Origin of the sequence: Vreelandella zhanjiangensis DSM 21076, from assembly GCF_000377665.1 — a bacterium.
Classification (GTDB): Bacteria; Pseudomonadota; Gammaproteobacteria; order Pseudomonadales; family Halomonadaceae; genus Vreelandella; species Vreelandella zhanjiangensis.
This window is the reverse complement of record NZ_KB898647.1, coordinates 316,046-335,614: the sequence shown is the minus strand read 5'-3', so window position 1 is coordinate 335,614 and position 19,569 is coordinate 316,046. Positions and strand designations below refer to the sequence as shown.

Sequence of the window (19,569 nt, the reverse complement as noted above, 5' to 3'; positions counted from 1 at the left end):
TAGTCAACGTGACATATAACTGCTTTACTTTACCCAATAATAAAATATTGATACATCCCATTCTAAACAGGCCGCAGGGAAACAAACTTCTTTTACCGCGTGTAGGCGAAGTTTATTAGCTGGCTTTTAATTCCTCAGGATCTCGTTGACCCTTGCTAAGCCGAGCATCATCAGCCGCTTTTATTTAGCGGGTCATGGCTGGCCTGCCGGGTTTTAGCATCGCTACGGATTATCCAGTGATGATGCATTTAACAGCCGCCTAACAGCGACCAGGAACAGAACTTTGTTGTTGCGTGGGTATGGCATCTATAAAGCTATTCTGTGTGGCATCACACTTTGTATTGGTGTGCTTCTTTCTTGTGCCTTAAAGGCCGACACAGCGCCCCAACCTCTGCATAGCTGGGAGTATCATTGGGGAGATCTTCCTCTTAATTCTCAAGGCACTCTTTTTCAGCAATACAATACAACGATCACCTGGAACCCCATCAGCTTTCCTGCCAATCCACCGGGAAGAGACGGCCAGCAACACGTATGGTTTCGCGGTGTACTACCGGAAGGTAATTGGAGCGACCCGGTACTCTATATCACCAGTATCGATCTGATCGGCCAAGTCTATCTGGATGATGCACTGATCTACCAATATGGTGAATTCGATGCCAAGGGGCGTGGTGATTTTGCTGGCTGGCCCTGGCATATGATCGATCTACCTGAAGATTTTTCCGGTAAGACGCTCAATATCCGCGTTTTTTCCTATTACACCAATATCGGCCTGTGGGGCGAAGTAAAGGTAATGGAACGCCTGGATGTGCTGAAAAGCGTCATCCAAATGTCCGTGCAAGATTTTGCAGTGGGCGCTCTGGTATTCGTCTTAGCGTTTATAGCCAGCATATTCGCTTTGATGGGCCCCGAGCGGCGCGGTTTTGCAGCTATTGCGCTGTTTGCCTATGCCTCAGGGCTAATGCTGCTGGCTGAGGCGCCTGCTCGCCAGCTAATTGCTGATAACGCTTTGGCGTGGGATACGTTGCGCGCAGGAAGTTATTACACGCTACCGGTTGCGCTGGGGCTGCTGCTAAGCCACTGGTTTAACGGCACCACTAAACGATGGCTGACACGAATCTGGACGCTACACTTAGCCTATCTCGCCATCTCAATTGGCTTGGTTCAAACGGGTATCGTCAGTCTTTCCCTCACGTTTCCCGTGTTTGATGCGCTGCTAGTCGTTACGCTGCCTGCCATGCTGATGCTTGCCCTGTTTCGGTTTCGCGAATTGAGTACCGAGCAACGCTTACTGGCGCTTAGCTTCACTTTTTTCATACCGCTGTTATTGGCTGATATGCTGGTAGCCCATGGTTTCGTTGCCTGGCGCACCATATCCTTAAGCTACGGTACACTGATTTTTTCGCTGGCTAATGCCGCCATCTTTCTATGGCACTATCGTCATACCCAACAGCAGATGTCGCTGGCTAATGAAACGCTCGAACATCAGGTATCATCGCGTACAAAGGAACTTGATCGCCTCGTTCAGGAACTAGAGAGCCTATCCTTTAAAGACTCCCTCACTAACCTGCATAACCGGCGTCATTTTGATACGGTATTTGCTCATGAGTGCCGACGCGTACAGCAAAATGTCGGTCAACTATCGCTACTTATGCTGGATATCGATCACTTCAAGCAGATCAACGATCACTTTGGCCATGATGCCGGTGATAGCGTGCTGGTGGCCATTGGCGCGCTGCTGAGACATTACTTTCGCGGACTCGATATCGTTTGCCGATTTGGCGGGGAGGAATTCATTGCCCTGTTGCCCGGTACGTCAGTTAACGCTGCTGAGGCGCGCGCTAAGGCACTATTGGAACTGGCATCCCAACTCCCTCTAACGCACCAGGGTACGTTACTAAGAAACGTGACGTTTTCCTGCGGAGTGGCAACCTATCCAGACCATACCCAGGATCCATTCAGGCTACTGAAACTGGCTGATGAGGCGCTATATCAGGCTAAAAACGGCGGCCGCAATCGCTGCATCGTGTGGGCAGAATCACCTCAGACACAAGAATTTATGCTGGGCAGCCACAGCCCAGCAGGTGCTATCACCAGGCTATCGCCTAAGATGCATAAAACATCAGAACGTAAGCTATAAACACTGCCTACCCATACTTAACTCAACCGGCTTTTACTACTTTAATGTGCCTTTACCAAGACGGGTCAAGCCACGCGGCGCCGAGATACGGAAAAACCGCTCGACCACACTCGCCTCCGTCGCGGGGGTGATCAGCGACACCGCAACGAACACCGGAAGATTGAGCATCAGTCCCCAGAACCCAGCGTGAATGCCCAGCGGATGCGACCACACGGTGGTAAACGCCACGGTGACCAGAAACCCCGCCACAATGCCCGCCATGACGCCAAGCTTTGACGCCCGCGGCCAGAAGAACATGCCGATAAACGCCGGCAGCACTTGCGAGGCAAACCCCAGGCCCACCAGCAGAATCATCACCAGGCTTCCTGGCTCGGCAATGGCCAGCGGGGCGATTACCAGCGCCATGATAGGCAGCAATAGCCAGCGCGCAAGCTTCGCGGTGAACGCGTCCGATAGCTTGAACAGCGGCTGAAGCACGTCTTTTGTGGTCGATAGCGCTACCGAGTGAATGAACGGCTCGCTTGATGACATCGACGCAGCTAGGGTCCCGGCGCCCAAAAGCCCCACCAGCACGACCGGCAGGTTGGCCATCGCGTACTCCAGTACCACGGTATCGGCGCGGGCCAGCCCCGGCAGCGAGTAGATACCGATAAACCCGACCACCACCATGGGTAAAATCACGATGTAGTAAGTGGGCAGCCAGGTGGCGCTGCGGCGAATCGTGCGCGCCGAGCTTGCACACATCCACTGGGTCCACACCGGCGGCATGAAGGAGAACATCGACACGATGATCGAGGTAGTCCAGAAGCTGAAGCTCATGTCGCCGCGCGCACCTGGCAGCGTTAAAAACTCGGCGTGATCCGTCTGGATACGCTCGAACACCGCGCCCATGTCGAGCCCGCCGGTCGCGCTATGTACCGCCCAGAGCCCCACCGCCCAGGCGACCACCAGCATCAGCGCGCCCTGGAAAGCATTGGTGCGCCCAATCGCGCGCTGGCCGCTAATGTAGAGATACACCGCAATGCAAGCGAGTACGATGATGACGCCCAGCCAGATGGGAATAGCACCGCCGCTCATCACGAAGAGGATGTACGCCGAGCCCACGGTTTGCAGCACCGCATAGGCAATGGAGCCCACCGCCATGACAAGAGCCGCCAACGCGCCAAGTGCGGGGCTCTGGTAGCGGTCGGCAATGGCGCTTGCCTGGGTTACGTGACCGAACTGCTCGCCGAACTGCCACACTTTCGGCCCAAAGTACCAGGCCACCAGCGCCAGATAGGCTAAATAGATCGCCACATAAAAGACCGCCACCCCCTTGGAGTAGGCCCAGCCCGGCGCACCCATGAAGGTGTACGCGCTCACGCTACCCGCCGCGATCAATAGATACAGCGTCACCGGCCCCATGCTGCGTCCGGCCACACCCCACTGCTCCAGGGTGTCCATGCGATGCCCGGCGCGTGCTTTCAAGCCAATCACTATGGTGATGGCCACGTACCCCAAGGTAATGACTAACGGCCAGACGCTACTCATGATCGTCCCTCTCCACGATGCGGTTGCCGAGAAGCATGACGCCCACGCAGGCAAAGATGATTGCGTAGCTCCACACGATCATCAGCGGTATGCCAAACACCAGCATGGCTCGATTGAGCAGGCCGATCACCGGCCAGGTGCCCGCTACGACCAAACAGATGAAGGCAGCTAAAAGCCCCCACCCGGCACGTGAAGTGGGCAGAACGAACAAACGTCGCATTGCGATTCCCTACTTGCGCGCTCGCGAGTCGCGATCGGTACAAGCGTTAGTTATTGGAAAGATGGCCAGCGCAGCGTGTAAGCCTCGATAGCGTGCGCAGGTGACACACACTATTCCAATTTAAAGCCATGGTGTCCACTTTTTGTGTGCACCTTTATGTTGGCGGGTTATCCAATGTTTGCAGGGACTCAGAAAGATGGGAGAGACATGCATCGACAGCGAAGCTTCTTATACGGTGGCGGTAAACGCACAGATCAATGCGCGCCGGCTCCAGCTCGTCGGGGGCTAGCGGCACGCTGATAAGCTCATTGCGTAGGCACTCCCGCGCGACTGCCATGGGCGGCAGAATCAACACGCCCGCCCCGTTCAGCGCCAGCGCTTTCTGGGTTTCGAGCGAGGCGGTATCAAAGGCGGGTATCAGTGTAATACCGGCGCGGTGAGCGCTGCGTTCAAGCGCCTGACGCGCCCCAAAAGATTCGCCCGGCAAAATAATGCGATGCTTGGCCAGACACTCAAGCGAAACCTCTCGGGCGCCGGCCAGCGGATGATCGAGTGCCATTACCGCGTGGTGCTCAAGCCGGGCGCTTTCCACGATGACGATATCGTCGTGGCGTGGCATGAAAAATGAAAGCCCGATATCCGCCGTTCCCAGGCGCAGCCGCTCCACTATTTGCCCGGCGCTCGCGATACTTATATTAAAACGCAGTTGTGGGTAGCGCCGCCCCATATCGGCAAGTGTAGGCGCCAAGAGCCCTGCTACCACGCCTTCGGCGGCTTCAAGGCGCACGCGCCCTGTGCGCAAGCCCTGCAAGTCAGCAATATGCTCTTGGACACGTTCCAGGTCGCGCAACGTATGCTGCGCCTGGGCGGCGAGCAGCTCGCCTGCGGCAGTCAGGCTGATGCCGCTAGGGCCGCGCTCTAGTAAAGGCGCGCCCAGCTGCTCTTCCAGTAGATCGATCTGGCGGCTGATAGCCGTGGGGGCAATATTGAGTCTCGCCGCTGCCTGGCGCAGCGAGCGACAGCGGGCCACGGTATCGAAATAGTGCAGCGCGCGGCCGCTGATCATAATGTCTCCTTAGTCAATGTCTGCACTCAACTGGCGGGACATGATCGTTACCGTTTCCCCACCATAGGCAATTCGCTCTTGTTCTTGCCAACCCAGACGTTGGTAGAGCGCCTGCTGGTCCGGGGTATACAGATAAAAACACTCGATACCGTTTTCGCGTGCTTCCTGTTCCACGCGCTGGACCAGCTGTGATGCAATTCCCCGCCCGCGCCACTGAGGCAGCACGAACACAGAGGCAAGCCAGGGCGCAAGCTCAGGCCGACTCGCTATATCCTCGGCAATCAGGCTGGCCGTGCCCACCGCCACGCCGTTTTCAAGCGCTACGAACAGCGACGGTACGCCCCGCTTGCCGCACTCTTGGCGGGTCTCTTCCACCGCTTCGGCAAACGTACGCCCCGGGTGCAGCTGCTGCCCCCAGGTCTCGAACGTCCATTTTGCTACGACGGGCACATGGGGGCTATCCGCGTTTAACCGCTGAAGAGTAAACGCCTCTTGCATGATCTTTCCACCCTGTTTAGCAACGGTGAATACAGTAACGACATCGCGAAAAGCTTACCAGCGAATCCCCTATCGGCAGGTGATAAAGAGTTGATCATAAGGTACGACTACGCCCCCGTGCGGTCTGAGTTTCTGTTAGGACGTCCTGTCCGCTTAAGTGCTAGTCTGTAACAAATGGCCTTGAGCGCAGCCTCACGCATGCAGCTTTCATCTGGACGCACGCATCGTCTTGCCCTGGCAACAACCGCACCGCGTTTCTTTGCCTTTGCCCATACCTTTGGACTGACGGTATGGATTGCCAAGGCGGAGGGCAGCGGTTGGACGCTGATACTTCCCGGTATCCTGCTACTGCTGTGGCCTGGTATCGCTTATGCCCTCGCAGCAAACGCTCGGAACTCCAAGCGAGCCGAGTTTAGAAACCTGCTTTTCGACAGCCTACTGTTCGGCTTTTGGTGCAGCGTGCTGGATTTTTATCTGTTGGCCACTATCACTATCGGGCTTGCCTGTCTGTTGAACAATCTGGTGGTTGGCGGGCTATCGCGCATGCTCACCTCCGCTGTTCTGTTTATAGGGGCTGCCTTGGTCGGCAGTGCCCTGTCGGGGTTTGATTTTCGGCCCTACGTAAGTACCCAGCTTGATACTTACCAATGGGCAGGGGCGATTGTCTATTTTTTGACCATGGGCCGCGTGACCTACAGCCAGAACCGGCAGATAGGCCGCAGCATCGGCGAGATCAGGTTTCAGAACAGGGTATTTCAGGCGTTGCTTGGCCTGGGCATGGTAGCGAATCGCGCCGCCACTATTTCCTCACTACTAAACGACTCGCTGAACCATCTTCACAAGCATTTTCCCGACTATGGCTTTGCCGTTTTCCTGCAGGAGCGCAAGCGCCCGGAAGTAACGCGCTACGCGGAGGGTGCAGGCCTGAGCACAGCGCACAAACAGCGTCTTAGACGCCTGCTGACAAGCTTTAATACCCAGGCCGAGCAGCCGGTCACCCTGCTGCAAACCGGTGAAGGCGAAACGCTCTATGTCTCCTCCATGGGCCGACGTCTGAGTCTTTACGAAGGCTGGCTAATGGTAAAGGCTCCCCGGCTGTACGACGGCCTGGAACAGATACTTCCCGTGTTTGCCGACCACCTGGCGGCCGCTGCCGAAAACAAGCTGCTGCATCTTGCGCTAAAGGAAGCTGCCGAGCGCGATGTGCTCACGGGACTTTACAATCGTGGTTACTTCGAAGCGGCGCTGAAACTGACGATAGAAGCCAAAACGCAGGCTCCCAAGCAGGACTTTGCCATTATCATAATGGATGTCGATAGGCTCAAGGAGGTCAACGACCGCTACGGGCACGCAGCGGGGGACCAACTCATCACCACCGTGGGCGAATATCTAGCGAGCTATATCGCGGAAGGCGGCATACTGGCGCGTTACGGCGGCGACGAGTTTGTGGCACTACTGCCTACTACCGGCCTTACAGAAGCGCATCGACTCACCCACCTTATTAGAACTGACCTCAAGGGGCAGAGCTGCGTTATCACCACCGCCGACAATGGCCACAAAACCATGGAAATAAGTGTGAGTCTTGGCTGCGCAAGCTCTCAGGAAGCGCGTGCACAACACGTATTTAGCTTGGCGGATGAGCGCATGTATGCCGACAAACGCCAGCGTCGCCAAAAGGGCAATCGCTAGCTCAACTGCCGCTTTCGAAAGTGCCAGCAAAAGGCTGGCCCCAGGTATCTCCATGTACCAGCTCACTGAGTGGCAAGCGTGAGCGCCAGCCCCTTGCTTCAAGCTCCGGCTGATCCAGAAACTCGCTGACATAGCCAAGGCATAGATACGCCACAGGATAAACATGTTCAGGCAGGTTGAGAGCTGCGCTCAACTGAGTTTGGTCAAGAACACTGACCCAACCTACCCCGACGCCTTCTGCCCGCGCCGCCAGCCACAGGTTCTGCACCGCCAGGCAAGTACTGAACAGATCGGTCTCCATGATGCTGTCGCGCCCCAACACGTGAGGGCCACCACGGCTGCGATCGCAGGTAATACAGAGATTGAGCGGACTTTCCAGAATGCCCTGAAGCTTGAGGCCTTTATAAAGATTCTTGCGCTCACCGGTAAAGCGTTCGGCAGCTTTTTCATTGGCCTGCTCAAACAGCGTCAGAATCGATGCCCTGACCTCACGACTTTCAATGACAATGAAATCCCATGGCTGCATGAATCCAACCGAAGGTGCGTGGTGGGCGGCCTGCAGCAGACGCGCCAGCACGTCAGCTGGAATCGGGTCGGAAAGAAACTGGGAGCGCACGTCACGACGCTCATAAATGGCGCGATAAAGCCCGTGGCGTTCACTCTCTGTAAAGGAGTCATCTGAGGCGGTCACGGGGATCAACTCCAGTTGCGTTGTGGTTTAAGCGTGAGGGGCGGGTTTGACCATATCAATATGCGGTATGCCGTCTTCATCGTAGGGCTCACTGATGCGCTCGAACCCAAACGACTCGTAGAAAGCGTTCAAATAGACTTGTGCGCCAATCTTGATACCCAGGCCCGGATAGGTTTGCTCGGTAAAACGAATCGCCTCCGCCATCAGCTCGCGGCCATATTGACAGCCTCGGAAAGCGTTAAGGGTCATCACTCGGCCAATGGAAGGCTCGGCGAATTTATCCCCCGGCCCCACCACACGGATATACGCCGCCAGCTCCCCCTCAACCGTAGCGGTAAGATGCCAGGCTAGAGGATCCAGTTCGTCTACTTCCTGGTAGGCACACTGTTGCTCTACCACAAACACCATTACACGCGCTTTGACGATCTCGTAAAACGCGCGGGTACTCAGCTCATCAAATCGCGCCCAGTGAAAACATAGCGGCATACCGGCCTTCTCTCTTGAACAGGATGTCGTTTATTAAAAGCCGATTATACAGACAAGTAAGTGACGGGCTATCACAGCGAGGCAGATGAGCATCCCTTTCTGCAGCTACCTCCGGCAGTACTGGTCACGGCATTAGTAAATACCAATTCGATATTGAAAACGATTATCATTTAAATTAGCATTACATTTTGCGTTTAGCCGTCGCCGTATTCGCTTTGCTTGCTTCAGCCTATATCCACGCTTTAGGGAGTTACCCTCAATGCCTCGCACTTTGTCGGCGCCATATGCGCTTTCTTCGCTTTCCCTTGCTGTTGCCCTGGCCCTTTCAAACCCGCTTTTCGCCCAGGAACACACTAGTGACGAAAAGGCATTCGACACGCTCTATGTGACCGCTGAAGCCATTGCAAGCCAGGCATTGGGAGCATCGACGATTACCGCCGACGATATCGAGCAACGCCCACCCGCCAACGACCTTTCCGAACTGATAAGAACCATGCCAGGGGTCAACCTAACCGGCAATACCGCCTCAGGCCAGTACGGCAACAACCGTCAAATCGATTTGCGCGGCATGGGGCCTGAAAACACTCTGGTACTGATCGACGGCAGACCGGTCGGCTCGCGTAACTCAGTGCGCATGGGCCGCAGCGGTGAACGCAACACCCGTGGCGACACCAACTGGGTGCCCGCAGAGGCTGTCGAGCGCATCGAAGTGCTGCGCGGGCCAGCCGCTGCCCGCTATGGCTCTGGCGCCTCTGGCGGTGTTGTTAACATTATTACCAAGCAGCCCTCTGATACGTTCAGCGGTTCTGTAAATCTGTATGGGCGCCTGCCGGAAGATAGTGCCGAAGGCGACACGCAGCGTGCGGGATTCGTTCTGACCGGGCCGCTGCTGGAGAACCTCTCGTTTCGACTTTATGGCAACGTCGCACGCACCGATGCCGACTCGCTGGATGTTAACGCTGACTTCGCCTCAACCCCGGATGCCACACCGCCAGCCGGACGCGAAGGCGTTCGAAATCGCGATATCAATGGTCTTCTACGCTGGGATGTGAACGACGCTAATGTGATCGAGCTTGAGGCTGGCACTAGCCGCCAGGGTAATATTTACGCAGGAGACCGCGCCGTTCGAGTCGATGGCACCGAGCTGCTCACCGAGCTTGCCAATGGCGGCGCGGAAACCAACCGGATGTATCGCAATACCGCCTCACTCACTCACCGAGGTAACTGGGGCGAGAATACATCGCGCTTAACGCTCGGCTTTGAAGGCACCAATAATGCACGTTTGGACGAAGGCCTAGCCGGGGGCCCGGAAGGGAGTATCAGCAACGATCAGGATTGGTCGACCTCCAGGCTGCGCAATTACCGGCTCGATGGCGAGGTGAATCTTCCAACCCAGTTAGCTGGCAATGAACACGTCTGGACCGTGGGTTTCGAGCATCAAGATAGTCGCCTTGAAGACGCGTACGCTGTTCAAGGCGCCGTCAACTGGGGCGATTCGGTGCCAGGAATCGACTCAAGCAATCAGGATGGCAAAGCGGACGCCCAGACAACCGCCGTCTTTGTAGAAGACAATATCTACCTGGGCGAGCGCTGGATCGTAACGCCCGGTGTACGTCTGGATCACCATAGCCAGTTCGGCAATCACGTGAGCCCCAGCCTGAATACTCAGTTTCACGCCACGGATACCGTCACCTTGAAAGGCGGTATTGCGCGAGCCTTTAAAGCGCCCAATCTTTATCAGGCCAACGATAACTATCTCTATTATACCCGTGGTAACGGCTGCCCCTTTGGCTACACGGGCAACAGCGGCGGCGGGTGTTACGTTCAGGGCAACAGTGACCTTGACCCGGAAATCAGCTTGAACAAGGAGATCGGCATTGAGTGGGCCGATAACGGCTACCACGCGTCACTGACCTACTTCCATAACGATTACGACAATCGTATTCAGGCAGGCCTGGATGAAGTGGGCCGAACGGTGTCCGACAATGGCGGTGTTTTCCAGTGGCAGAACGCTTCCAAGGCGGTGGTAAGCGGCCTGGAAGGCAACCTGCGGGTCCCCTTGATAGGCGACAATGGCAACACGCTCAGCTGGAACAACAACTTTACCTATATGGTAGAGAATAAAAACCAGCAAACCGGCCAGCCGCTTTCCATTGTTCCCGAGTACACGCTCAATACCTCGCTTGACTGGTGGGCAACCGCCGACCTTTCCATGCTATTCAAGGGCACTTGGTATGGCAAACAGACGCCTCCGACGCGCAGCATCAGCGGGGCCCCGCAATCAGGCGAAGAGCTTAGCGTAAGGGGCCCCTACAGCGTTTGGGGGTTGAGCGCCCAATACTATCTGACCAATGACCTACGCCTGGGCGCAGGGGTTGAGAATCTATTCAACGAGCGCCTCTATCGTGAAAACACGGGCCTTGGCTCTGGTGCTGCCACCTATAACGAGCCGGGACGGGCCTACTTCATGTCGCTGAATATGGATTTCTAAACGGGCTGCGTATGTTGTTAACCCCTTACAAAACCTATCGCTTGCCGCACCTGTTAGGGGCGGCTCTTACCCTGGCACTTATCTGTTTTGGGAGTACCGCTGCATTGGCACAGCAACGTGAGCCTACCATGTCGCTAGCGCATACCGTGCTGGATGAATCGCTTGATGAGTATCGTTTTGAGCGCTTTAGCGTTGCAAGCGCAGATGATGAACGCCACTGGCGCGTGACGCTCGCCATCCCGACGGGGGCTGCCCCCGAGGCCGGTTTTCCGGCGTTCTGGATGCTGGATGGCAACGCTGCCCTGATGGAGTTCGATACGGACCTGCTCAAAGAGCTTGCCTTGCAAACGGCCCCGCCTGTCTTAGTATTTTTGGGCTACGCCAATGACCTGCGCATCGATCCGGCGCGCATGCGGGATTACACCTTTAGCGCTTTACCTGATGATAACGCCGAGACACCACCAGAGCGCCGAGGCGGCGGTGCGAATGCCTTTTTAGAAACGATTGAGCGCCAGATACGCCCGGAAATCGCCACGCGTGTCAAAACGGATACAACGCAGCAAACGCTGTGGGGCCATTCACTGGGCGGGCTTTTTGCACTGCATACACTGTATACCCGTACCGGCGCATTCAGTACTTATGCCGCGGGCAGCCCTTCGCTCTGGTGGGCCGATGGCGCCCTGCTGGGTGAACCCGAGCGCCGGTTCACTGCTAACAACTCCGCTCGTCCAGCGCGTGTTCTGTTAAGCATGGGCGGCGGCGAACGCGCACGCGATACCCGCCACCGCGATATGAGTAACCCACGGGTGCAGGCACATCTGCGGCGCGTCGCGAGTGTTCCCACCGATTCAACCGAAAAGCTTGCCGAACGGCTTCAACTGGTTCACGGCATACAGGCCAGCTACCGCGAATTTCCAGAGTTAAGCCATGGCCTGACGTTTCGTGCATCGCTGATGGATGCACTTCATCAAGTGGTAGGCATACCGGATCACAGCAACACCCGCGGCACCATCCGATGACGATACGTCACCCTTTTTTACCCAACGTTTAAAGGAGCAAACGCTATGCAACGCCTTTCCAATGGTTATCGCCTCAAGCCTTTAGCGGCCGTTATCATCGCTTTATGTACCCTGCCTTCAGTGGCATCGGCTCAGGTCTTTGACCAGCCCGACACCGATTTTAAGGGCAGCGTTTACGCCACAACGCCACTTATTCTTCCCGGCAGCGATGTTGAGTTTGTGGGTCGTGATTTCAACCCCGGCCAGACCGTGGAGCTTTCACGTGGCAATACGCCACTTAACGATACTGCTTACACGGCCGATGACGATGGCAGCTTCACCGCGACCATTACCCTGCCCGAAGACGCCGCTCCCGGCCGTCACCCGTTGGTGTTGATCGCCGAAAATCCCTATGCTGCCAGCTTAAAATCTCGCCGCCCATTGCGTTAAACGGCGATGACGCCTTTGATGTGGTTGATACCGCCCTGCCTGCCGGTCTCTATCAAAGTGCCTATAGCGCTAAAAACAGTGCGCTGTTCGTCACCCGCGCAGTAGGACGCCCGCCGGTCACTCAGTCAGAACTACTTAAAGTCGATCCTGATACCCTTGAAGTAATTGCTCGAGTGACGCCACACCAGGTGCCCGATTACGATGATGAACGCGTCTTTGCAGCGTATGGCGTGGGGGTGGATGATGCCAACGGCAACGTCTGGGTGACCAATACCCGCGAAAATACCGTTGCGGTCTATCGTCAGGACGACTTATCTTTGGTTAAACAGTTCGACGCAGAAACGGTGCCCCACTCCCGCGATGTAATTATCGATAGCCAGCGCGCCAAGGCGTATGTCTCGGCGACCGGTGAAAACTATCTATCGGTGTTCGATGCATCAACCCTTGAACCTCTCGGGCAGATCGAGATTTCATCATCCGTACGTGGTGAGCAATTCACACCCATGAGCCTGGCGCTGGATGAAGCCTCTGGTCGTTTGTTTACCGTGAGTATCAGCACTCCCGAGGCGGTAGTCATCGATACCCAAAACGATAGTGTTGAAAAGGTGATTACGCTGACCAACGCCAACCGCGCCTCCGGCGTTGCTTTTGATGCGCAAAGTGAACAGTTGCTGGTGGCCTCGCAAGGCTCTGACAATCTGCTTTACGTGGATATCGCATCTGGCGATATCGTCCACGACGTACCGGTCGGCGCTGGCCCGCTCAATGTGGCGTTTGAAGCCGATAGTGGCTTGGCGTATGTGAGCAACCGCGCCTCCGGTACGCTCGCCATCCTCAACCGCGAGGGTGAACTTGTCGCCAATATCGACGGCGGCACTTACCCCAATCACGTTCACGCCGATGGCCAAGGTCATATATTCGCGGTCAATAAGGCCCGCGGCGAAAATGACCCTCGGGGCGACCACGTGCGGCGCATTCAAGCGATCAATTAGTAAACGATTGGCAAGTCTTTAACCAACGTCACCGGCTTGGGCCGGTGGCGATGGTAAACCTAAACCTTAAGGCAAAACCTCCCTGCTATCGGCCTTTCTGTCTTTCTTACTTTCTTACTCAGGCAGCCTTAGCCTAGCCGCCAGCGAAGTGGTGCCGTTTGACTTAGCATGCCTTCTTCATCCCAGTCTTCCCATCCGGCAAACGGTATCGGCTTTTCACGCTCCCAGTGCGTTAGACGCTCGGCCCAGCGCTGTTTGCAGACGTTGAGATGTTTGCGTAGAGCTTCCTCATTCTGATACTTAATGCCGCCACCCTGCACGCCGTAACTCAGTTGAGGCGCCAGTACGTCAAACCCTACGTAATAAAGCGATGAGTGAATGGGCCATAGCCAGGCCGCCATATTGCCCGCCCGGCCAAAGGGTTGAAAAGCGGCTTCCGGTGAGCCTGCGGTCACCGACAGCATGGCGCGTTTGCCTTTAAAGTAACCTTGATCGTAACGCATGCGGCTTGTGTAGCGCCCGCCATACACCAATACCCGATCAAACCATCCTTTTAGTACAGCAGGCTGTGCATGCCACCATAGCGGGAACTGAAAGATCACCAGATCGGCCCACTCCAGCCTTGCCAACTCGCGCTGGATATCCGCGGGCAGTGCTGCATTTTTGTGATGATGGCGCTGCTCATCTAGTGGTGCGAAATAGTCTTGATCAACTCGTTGGGAATAGTGTTCGGCGTGCTCTATCGCATTGAAGCGTTCAGCATAAAGATCATCCACATCAACCGAATGCCCTGCTTTTTTCAATTGGTTAATGGCGGTATCGACCAACCCACCATTAAACGAATGTGGCTCTGGATGAGCCGTGACAATCAATACGTTCATGAACTTTCATACCTGTCGCTGGATTGAATGACAGGCTACCCTGCTCATATTTGCACCAACATTCCCCAAAAAAGAGAACGAAGTTTGCATGAATGAACAGCAGTTAAAGTGGGATGACCTTCAAGTGATATTGGCTATCGCTCAAACAGGCTCGTTATCCGGCGCCGGCCGGTACCTGCGAATCAGCCATGCCACCGTATTTCGTCGCCTCAACGGGATCGAAAAACGCCTGAACGTCACTTTGTTTGAGCGTCATCGGCATGGCTATACCCCGACACTGGCAGGAGAAGATCTGGCGGCAACGGCAACGCGTGTTCAGATAGAGGTTGATAGCGCTGAGCGCCGCCTTATTGGGCAAGACCTGAAGCTTTGTGGAAGCCTTCGCATCACCACTACCGACACGCTTTTTGCAGGATGGCTATGTCCTCTGTTAACAAAGTTTCGTCAACAGTATCCTGATATTACGCTGGAAGTGGTGATCTCAAACCAGTTGCAAAGCCTATCGCGAAGAGAAGCGGACATTGCCATTCGACCGACACTCAGCCCACCGGAAACTCTTGTGGGCCGCAAGCTAAGCGATATCTGCTTAGCCATTTACGGACAGAAAAAGCGCTGGCAAACGACGCCTGTACCGCTGGATCCTACGTCGCTCGACGGTGAAAGCTGGATAGGCCCAGATACGCATATGGGCGATGCAACGCTCGAGAAATGGATGATGGGTAAAAGCACGGGCTACAAATTGGATAGCATGCTGGGAATACAGCTGGCAGTGCGCCAGGGAGCAGGCATTGCGGTACTTCCCTGCTACCTTGGGGATCATGACGAGGAGCTAATCCGGCTTACCAAGCCAGTGGAAGAACTTACTACCCAGCTCTGGTTTCTGACTCACCCCGATTTACGCTATGCGGCCAGAGTGCAGGTTTTCATGAAAGCGATAACGAAAGCAGTATGCGAGCAAGCAGATTAACCCACCCGCTAATATGCCAAGCCGACGTGATACGTCTTATGCTGGCTCAAATTCTGCCAAAAACTGCTTAAGCAACGCATCAAGTTGCGCCCGCTGTTCATCGCTTAGGCCACTGACCAGCTCTGCCTGTGTCGCCACATGGGCAGCAACGACTTCGTCAATTAACGCAAATCCTTTATCCGATAGCGAAATCAGAAAGCCTCGCCCGTCGGCGGGGTTTTTGACACGCTCAATCAATCCTGCTTTTTCCAACTGCTGAAGCCGATGCGTCATGGTGCCGGATGTCACCATGGTGGAGGCCATTAAGTCGCTGGGTGAAAGCGCATAAGGCGGGCCTTCGCGGCGCAGCGTGGCCAGTACATCAAAGCTTGAGTCGTTAAGGCCATACGCTGCCCAGGTCTGCTCCATGCGACGCATCAGGCTCTGGTGCAGCCGCTTGATCCGGCCCAGCGTGCCCATAGGGGCGACATCCAGGTCGGGGCGCTCTTTTTGCCACTGGGCGAGTATTTTATCGACGTGATCCATGGCGCTTATGCTTGCCGACTTTTAGCTTGACGTCAAGGTAAAAAGCCATATACCTTGATATCAAGGTATTTTAAAAATCGTTTTAAGAGCAACTAAAAGAGCCACGCTATGCATTCATCCAAGACAAGAACAGGGGCACTTCCCAAACATACGCGGCTTGCCGCATTTATCTATCTTGTCACCGGTGGTGCGCTGCTTGGTCTCTCAACCAACTTGGCTAAACTGGCCGGGGAAGCACAGCTGTCGCCACTCGCCTTTCTATTTTGGTCGATTGCCGGCGCGGCTTTAATTCTGCTGGTGGTGGCAGCGTTACGCAGCAATTTGCCGCCCGTCACTGGCCGCACGCTTGAGTACTACCCTGTTTCGGCCTTTGTGGGCGTGGCGGGTTCTAACCTGATTTTCTTCTCGGCTATTCCGCATATCGGTGCAGGTTTTGTCGCCCTTGTGATTACATTGCCGCCGCTGCTTACCTACGTTGGCGCGCTGATATTAAAGCTGGAACGCTTTCAGATGATGCGTGCAGTGGGTGTTATGTCCGCACTCGCGGGTGCCGTCACCTTGGCGGCTCACAAGCTTTCCGCGCCTGATGCCGACTATGTGTGGATTTTGCTGGCGTTGACGGGTCCGGTGCTGCTCGCCATCGGCAATCTTTACCGAACGCTGCGCTGGCCAGCGGGTGTGTCAGGCGAGGCGCTGGCGCCCGGTATGCTAGTAGCCGCGGCCGCCCTGCTGTTCAGTGTCGGCCTGCTGCCTGGTTTTTCGCTTGAGGTTCCAACCGAGCAGCGTCTTCCGCTTCTGTTGATCGCCATTCAATCAGCGGTGTTTGCAGGCCAGTTTTTACTCCTTTTTCTACTTCAAAAAACGGGCGGCCCGGTGCTTCTTAGCCTACTGGGTTCCGTCGGAGCGGTAGTTGGTGTACCCGTTGCGATATTGCTACAGGGAGAAACCGCACCCGAGGGCTTACTACCCGGCGCCATGCTGATAGGCACAGGCATCGCCCTGCTGAATATTGGCAAAGCCAGAAAGCTTCCTTAGATAAGCTGCTCTGCAAAATCTTGTTGTTAGTCGGCTGAATGAGCGGCGTCACATCACTATTTTCCTACCCCAGCTGAAACGGATAAACCGAACCAATTTTAAGCAGCTGCGTTAGTTCGTCCAACGCGGTGAGTGATTCTTCTGCAAGCTTCGGGTCGGCGAGGTCTTGTGTGCCGAGACGGTCGCGGTAGTGACGATTGATCCAAGTGGTGAGATCTTCATAAAGCTCATTGGTGAGCAACACACGGCCGGTGAGGGCTGCGCGCTCGTCTTCTGATAGCGCGACGCGCAGGCGCAGGCAGGCGGGGCCGCCGCCGTTGCGCATGCTTTGCTTGACGTCTTTCACCACTACGTCACTGATCGGGTTATTGCCTGCCAGCAGGTAGTCTTGAACGGTGCGCCAGACCGCCTCACGCTCCTGGCATTCGCTGGGTACGACCAGTGTCATGGTGCCATCCGGGTTGGAAAGCAGCTGCGAGTTAAACAGGTAAGACGCCACCGCGTCTTCCAGGCTTACCGCTTCAATCGGTACGCGAACGGGAATCAAGGGCGTTGTCATCTTGCGGCGCAGCTCATCGAGCGTGCCCTCCTCATCCAAAAACGCCATTTCGTGATACAGCAGCACAGGGCCATTGCCCACGGCGATGACGTCGTTATGGAATACGCCTGCATCAATGGCGTCGGGGTGCTGCTGGGCAAACACCGTTTGGGCTTCGCTCAACCCATGCTGGCGGGCAACGGCTTGGCTAGCTTCTAACGTTTGGCGGGCGGGATAACGCTTGGGTTCGCGCTCACCGCTACGCACGTCACCAAATGCCTGACGGCCATACACAAACAGATGCACGCCCGGCTCACCGTACTCACCACACAAACGAGTATGATTGGCTGCCCCCTCATCGGAAAATGCAGGCGTGGCGGGCAACACCGGGTGGTGGGCGAAGTGCTGTTCACTGTGAAAAATGGCCTGCAGCACGCGCCCCGTGGTTTGCGGCTCGAGAAAGCGGTGAAAGCTTGACTGCAGGTTGGCCGGGGTAAAGTGCACCCGGCGATCCGGCGCGTCGATGCTGGGTGTAACGGTGCCTGCATTGGCCGTCCACATGCTGGAAGCCGAGCAAACGGCACGCAGCAGCTGCGGGGCATCAGCGGCGGCACGAGTAAGCACGTCATGATTGCTGCCGCTAAAACCCAATTCGCGCAGCGCGCCGATATCCGGGCGCTGTTGGGGCGGCAGTACGCCTTGGGCGTAGCCCGCTTCCATCAGCGACTTCATTTTTAAAAGCCCCTGCAGCGCGCCCTCTTTGGGGTTGGAGACCAGGCCACCATGGCTCATGGAAGCCACGTTACCTACCGCCAACCCCGAGTAGTTATGTGTCGGGCCTACCAAACCGTCGAAATTGACTTCGCGCACGCCATACGCGCTGTTCGTCGCCCCACTCATAGGCTAACTCCCGGCGGCAATGTCTCAGGCATTTCCAGAGACTCGGCCTCCATGGAAGCCACCGGATAAGCACAGTAGTCTGCTGCATAGTAGGCGCTGGGGCGATGGTTACCGCTGTCGCCCACACCGCCGAACGGCGCATCGCCGGAGGCACCGGTAGTTTGGCGGTTCCAGTTCACGATGCCCGCGCGAATGCGCAGCAGGAAATCATCCCAATCGTCTTGATCACCGCCAATTAGCCCGGCCGAAAGCCCGTACCGCGTATCGTTGGCAAGCTTGAGCGCTTCATCCCAATCGCTATAACGATGAATTTTAAGCAGCGGGCCAAAATACTCTTCATCAGGGACGTCCAGGCCGGTCATATCAATTAACGCCGGGCTGAGCAGACTGGTGCCTTTTTTGAGGCGCTGCATGCGGTTGATCACCGTGCCGCCTAAAGCTTCCAATGATTCCTGAGCATCCAGCAAGCCATCGGCTGCGGCCACGCTTACCAAGCCGCCATAAAAGGGCTCGGGATTATTTTCAAACGGTCCCGCCACATGTAGTTTGGCAATCGCTTCTGAGAGCGCCTCGATAAGCCGGTCGCCCTGGTCGCCCTGCGGGACGATAAGCCGACGCGCGCAGGTGCAGCGCTGGCCGCCGGAAAGATAAGCCGACTGCAAAATGGTGAGCACGGCCGCGCGTTCGTCTTCGATGTCTTTGACTACCAGCGGGTTATTGCCGCCCAGCTCTAACGCCAGAATTTTATCCAGCTGGCCTGCAAACTGTTGCTGTAACATGCCGCCGACCTTGGCGCTGCCGGTAAACAGCAAGCCATCAATACCGGGGTGCGCGGAAAGCGCCTGCCCCACCGGCACACCGCCCTGTACCAGGTTGATAACGCCCTCGGGCAACCCGGCTTCCAGCCAGCACTGCAGGGTTAAATCGGCGGTCAGCGGTGTTTGGTCACTGGGCTTGAAGACCACGGTATTGCCCGCCAGCAGGGCAGGCACCATATGACCATTGGGCAGATGGCCTGGAAAGTTATACGGGCCGAATACGGCCATGACGCCGTGAGGTCGATGACGCAGGACCGCTTTGGCGCTGCCTACCGGTTTTTCACGCTCGCCGGTGCGCTCGGTGTAGGCTTTAATCGAAAGCGCTATCTTGCCGACCATCGCGCCTACTTCGGTGCGTGCTTCCCAAAGCGGTTTGCCGGTTTCACTGGCAATCGCTGTCGCTAACGCTTCACCGCGGCTTTTGATGACATCGGCAAAGCGTTCGACGAGGGCCTGGCGTTTGCTAAAGGGCATTTTTGCCCACGCGGGAAAAGCGTTGCGGGCAGCTTTCACCGCGCTCTCGACCTGAGTACGGCTGGCCGACACCCCTTGCCAGAGCAGTTCGCCTGACACAGGATCGTACTTGTTTAGCGATTCTGCAGCGCCGTCCATCCAGACGCCGTTGATAAGCTGCTGCTGTTGGGCGTGCATCGTATT

18 protein-coding genes are annotated in these 19,569 nt (G+C 56.1%); 8 read left to right on the top strand and 10 right to left on the bottom strand.

The genetic code is table 11. The annotated features are described in order from the left end of the window. Positions 1 to 283 precede the first annotated feature (283 nt). Entirely contained in the window at positions 284 to 2,137 is a 1,854-nt protein-coding gene (locus D467_RS0105765) for a diguanylate cyclase (protein WP_018916565.1), read from the top strand. 36 nt (positions 2,138 to 2,173) lie between these two features. On the opposite strand, the gene D467_RS0105760 is transcribed toward D467_RS0105765, so the two are convergent. The 4 genes from D467_RS0105760 to D467_RS0105745 all read right to left on the bottom strand — a co-directional run bounded on the left by D467_RS0105760 (position 2,174) and on the right by D467_RS0105745 (position 5,451). Continuing rightward, positions 2,174 to 3,667 (bottom strand): sodium:solute symporter family protein, encoded by a 1,494-nt coding sequence (locus D467_RS0105760; RefSeq protein WP_018916564.1) that lies wholly within the window; start codon positions 3,665 to 3,667, stop codon positions 2,174 to 2,176. Next, a complete protein-coding gene (locus D467_RS0105755) occupies positions 3,660 to 3,887 on the bottom strand; it encodes a hypothetical protein (protein WP_018916563.1) in 228 nt (75 codons plus the stop codon). Before D467_RS0105755 ends, D467_RS0105760 begins: the two co-directional genes overlap by 8 nt. A gap of 154 nt (positions 3,888 to 4,041) precedes the next feature. Next, positions 4,042 to 4,953, bottom strand: coding sequence for a LysR family transcriptional regulator (locus D467_RS0105750; protein ID WP_018916562.1), 912 nt, complete (start codon positions 4,951 to 4,953; stop codon positions 4,042 to 4,044). Between the two features lie 9 nt (positions 4,954 to 4,962). Continuing rightward, positions 4,963 to 5,451, bottom strand: coding sequence for a GNAT family N-acetyltransferase (locus tag D467_RS0105745; RefSeq protein WP_018916561.1), 489 nt, complete (start codon positions 5,449 to 5,451; stop codon positions 4,963 to 4,965). Positions 5,452 to 5,649: 198 nt separating this feature from the next. On the opposite strand from D467_RS0105745, the gene D467_RS0105740 reads away from it, so the two are divergent. Beyond that, entirely contained in the window at positions 5,650 to 7,140 is a 1,491-nt protein-coding gene (locus D467_RS0105740) for a sensor domain-containing diguanylate cyclase (protein ID WP_244147805.1), read from the top strand. Position 7,141: 1 nt separating this feature from the next. Here the strand turns inward: D467_RS0105740 and bluB are convergent, their stop codons facing one another. Together bluB and D467_RS0105730 are read right to left on the bottom strand one after the other, a co-directional pair. Next, complete coding sequence (bluB, locus tag D467_RS0105735; protein ID WP_018916559.1) at positions 7,142 to 7,831, bottom strand: 5,6-dimethylbenzimidazole synthase; 690 nt, start codon at positions 7,829 to 7,831, stop codon at positions 7,142 to 7,144. A 27-nt stretch (positions 7,832 to 7,858) separates the two neighbouring features. Next, the gene (locus D467_RS0105730) at positions 7,859 to 8,317 is read right to left on the bottom strand and encodes a GNAT family N-acetyltransferase (protein ID WP_018916558.1); all 459 of its coding nucleotides are present in this window, start codon (positions 8,315 to 8,317) and stop codon (positions 7,859 to 7,861) included. Positions 8,318 to 8,576: 259 nt separating this feature from the next. Between D467_RS0105730 and D467_RS0105725 the strand changes: the two genes are divergently transcribed. From D467_RS0105725 to D467_RS19075, 4 genes are read left to right on the top strand one after another with little or no spacing between them, the layout of a single operon-like run. Beyond that, entirely contained in the window at positions 8,577 to 10,808 is a 2,232-nt protein-coding gene (locus D467_RS0105725) for a TonB-dependent siderophore receptor (RefSeq protein ID WP_018916557.1), read from the top strand. A gap of 11 nt (positions 10,809 to 10,819) precedes the next feature. Then, positions 10,820 to 11,827 (top strand): alpha/beta hydrolase, encoded by a 1,008-nt coding sequence (locus D467_RS0105720; protein ID WP_018916556.1) that lies wholly within the window; start codon positions 10,820 to 10,822, stop codon positions 11,825 to 11,827. 45 nt (positions 11,828 to 11,872) lie between these two features. Further along, positions 11,873 to 12,256 carry a COG1361 family protein gene (locus tag D467_RS19985; protein WP_208596463.1) on the top strand — a complete coding sequence of 128 codons (384 nt, stop codon included), beginning with the start codon at positions 11,873 to 11,875 and terminating at the stop codon, positions 12,254 to 12,256. Positions 12,257 to 12,276: 20 nt separating this feature from the next. Continuing rightward, on the top strand, positions 12,277 to 13,248 hold the full coding sequence (locus D467_RS19075) for a YncE family protein (protein WP_208596462.1): 972 nt from the start codon (positions 12,277 to 12,279) through the stop codon (positions 13,246 to 13,248). A gap of 128 nt (positions 13,249 to 13,376) precedes the next feature. On the opposite strand, the gene D467_RS0105710 is transcribed toward D467_RS19075, so the two are convergent. Further along, positions 13,377 to 14,129, bottom strand: coding sequence for an NAD(P)H-dependent oxidoreductase (locus D467_RS0105710; protein WP_018916555.1), 753 nt, complete (start codon positions 14,127 to 14,129; stop codon positions 13,377 to 13,379). A gap of 88 nt (positions 14,130 to 14,217) precedes the next feature. On the opposite strand from D467_RS0105710, the gene D467_RS0105705 reads away from it, so the two are divergent. Beyond that, positions 14,218 to 15,096 (top strand): LysR family transcriptional regulator, encoded by an 879-nt coding sequence (locus tag D467_RS0105705; protein ID WP_018916554.1) that lies wholly within the window; start codon positions 14,218 to 14,220, stop codon positions 15,094 to 15,096. Between the two features lie 36 nt (positions 15,097 to 15,132). Here the strand turns inward: D467_RS0105705 and D467_RS0105700 are convergent, their stop codons facing one another. Further along, positions 15,133 to 15,621, bottom strand: coding sequence for a MarR family winged helix-turn-helix transcriptional regulator (locus D467_RS0105700; protein WP_018916553.1), 489 nt, complete (start codon positions 15,619 to 15,621; stop codon positions 15,133 to 15,135). 108 nt (positions 15,622 to 15,729) lie between these two features. On the opposite strand from D467_RS0105700, the gene D467_RS0105695 reads away from it, so the two are divergent. Beyond that, entirely contained in the window at positions 15,730 to 16,656 is a 927-nt protein-coding gene (locus tag D467_RS0105695) for a DMT family transporter (protein WP_018916552.1), read from the top strand. 64 nt (positions 16,657 to 16,720) lie between these two features. Here the strand turns inward: D467_RS0105695 and astB are convergent, their stop codons facing one another. Together astB and astD are read right to left on the bottom strand one after the other, a co-directional pair. After that, positions 16,721 to 18,094, bottom strand: coding sequence for an N-succinylarginine dihydrolase (astB, locus tag D467_RS0105690; RefSeq protein WP_018916551.1), 1,374 nt, complete (start codon positions 18,092 to 18,094; stop codon positions 16,721 to 16,723). Next, positions 18,091 to 19,563: a succinylglutamate-semialdehyde dehydrogenase gene (gene astD / locus D467_RS0105685; RefSeq protein WP_018916550.1), complete on the bottom strand. Its 1,473-nt coding sequence runs from the start codon at positions 19,561 to 19,563 to the stop codon at positions 18,091 to 18,093. Before astD ends, astB begins: the two co-directional genes overlap by 4 nt. Positions 19,564 to 19,569: the final 6 nt, after the last annotated feature.